This window comes from Candidatus Woesearchaeota archaeon (genome assembly GCA_030651375.1).
GTDB lineage: Archaea > Nanobdellota > Nanobdellia > Woesearchaeales > UBA12501 > JAUSFM01.
Genome location: JAUSFM010000007.1, coordinates 1 through 1,753 on the forward strand (window position 1 = coordinate 1; position 1,753 = coordinate 1,753).

1 protein-coding gene is annotated in these 1,753 nt (G+C 51.1%); it reads right to left on the reverse strand.

What is annotated here, in order from left to right; genetic code table 11:
* Positions 1-809 precede the first annotated feature (809 nt).
* On the reverse strand, positions 810-1,349 hold the full coding sequence (locus tag Q7R76_02200; GenBank protein MDO8642381.1) for a hypothetical protein: 540 nt from the start codon (positions 1,347-1,349) through the stop codon (positions 810-812).
* Positions 1,350-1,753: the final 404 nt, after the last annotated feature.

The following is a 1,753-nucleotide window of genomic DNA, read 5'->3' on the forward strand; positions in this document are numbered from 1 at the left end:
CAACCCTGTCTGACAGCGCCCTGTCGCGGCAACTGAAACGAATGCGTGTCTTCGGCTTGATCAAACGTGTCGCGGGAACCTACCGCTATTACATGACAAAAATCGGGCGGGTCACTGTCGCAACGTGCGAACATTTAACAGGGTTTACCATCGTGCCAGCCCTTGCTGCTGCTGGCTAACAGACATATTCTTCTCAAAAAATGTAAAGACTTGGCTGATAAGATACTAAAAAGCGCCGCGAAAGGCACCTTCAAGGTGTATAAACTGGCATCCAGCTTGCAATGCCTTGTTTTTATTCGGCATATAAATATGGGGCCCCATAATTTTACAGACAAAGACACCAAACAAAACCTTGTGATGTTTTATCAGATACGCGCCAAATCACACAAAAAGCTTATGAGCAGACCTACCTGAACGGCACAAAGAAACAGGTGAAGGGTTTTGACGTCTATATTGAATCCCCTTTGAAAAGGGTGCGGCTGGCGATTGTTGTCACGCCTCATCCCATCCCGTTCGGGATGAGCTTGCGCCAGCTCCTGTTCTGGGGTTCTGCCGGTGGCCCCGTACCGTGCATGCGGTGCGGTGTGCGTTGCGGCGGATGTGCAAGTGGGGCGAACTCTATTTGAGTCGCGGGGTGGAGTCAATAGCGATGATGGGCAGGCGGAACTGAATGCTCCTAACGGGGTATTGAAAAACGTAGCGAGAGGCGATCAGGTAAGGCGGAAGACGGCGAAAAAGCGGGGTTTACACATAGTAAATGAGCATTTTTCGGCGGCTTCCAACGCCGCATCATCGTCCCGCAGTAGTTTTTAATTCCCTGTCTTGATCTGCCACGCTGAATGGCAAGCCACGCATTTCGCCAGTGCATTGGAGGTCATTTTCAGTAGCTCCGGCACCGGCTTGCCTGCTTCGCCAGCCTTGGCGATCTCATCCATATCACCATGCATGCCCATGGCCAGTTTTTTGAATTCGACCGGCAGCTTCACCATCAACGCCGGATTGACATCCGCCGCACCCGCCATACCCGCACCGCGCGCCGCCTTGACGATGCGCTGCGTATCATTCTGGTTTGCGCCCTCCATTATTTCCTGCGTTGCGGCCAGCAACCCGCGCATCTCCTTCATGACAAAGTCGCGTTCACCGGGCGGCAATATGATTGCGGTTCTTCCGTCTATTCCCGCAGCGGTGTTGCCACGGATGAAGAACCAGGCAAAGACGGCAATGGTGATAACCCAGAGCAGCAGGGCGGTTTTGGCGAGTGCGTTTGATTTCATGTTTTTGTTTTGTTGATTGATGATGGGAGGCGAAAAATAACGGGGTTTGGCCGTGCTGTCTGTGCTAAAAGTCACACGGCGATGTTCGCTTTTTTCTGGTTTATCCTAGAAAAAGCAGTTGTCCTGATGAACTAACTAGCCATCTGACTAAGCGCGGTGAAACATGCGCTAAGTCATTGGTTAACGAAAGTCACGAAAAACACGAACAAATTCAAAGGGCTCAATGCTGCTAATGAATACCCAACGGGTGAGTCACCAAGTCAATGCAACTTATTGTTTTATTTCGTGCCTTTCGTGTTTTTCGTGGATGACTTGCCGTTTTTAGGTTTATGCACCAAAAAAAAGGCGCGATTCATCGCGCCCCTATGGAAAAATTACACGTCCAGGTTTTTGACGCCCAGCGCGTTCTTTTCAATGAACGCGCGGCGCGGTTCGACCACGTCGCCCATCAGGGTGGTGAAAATCTCGTCGGCGCTGAT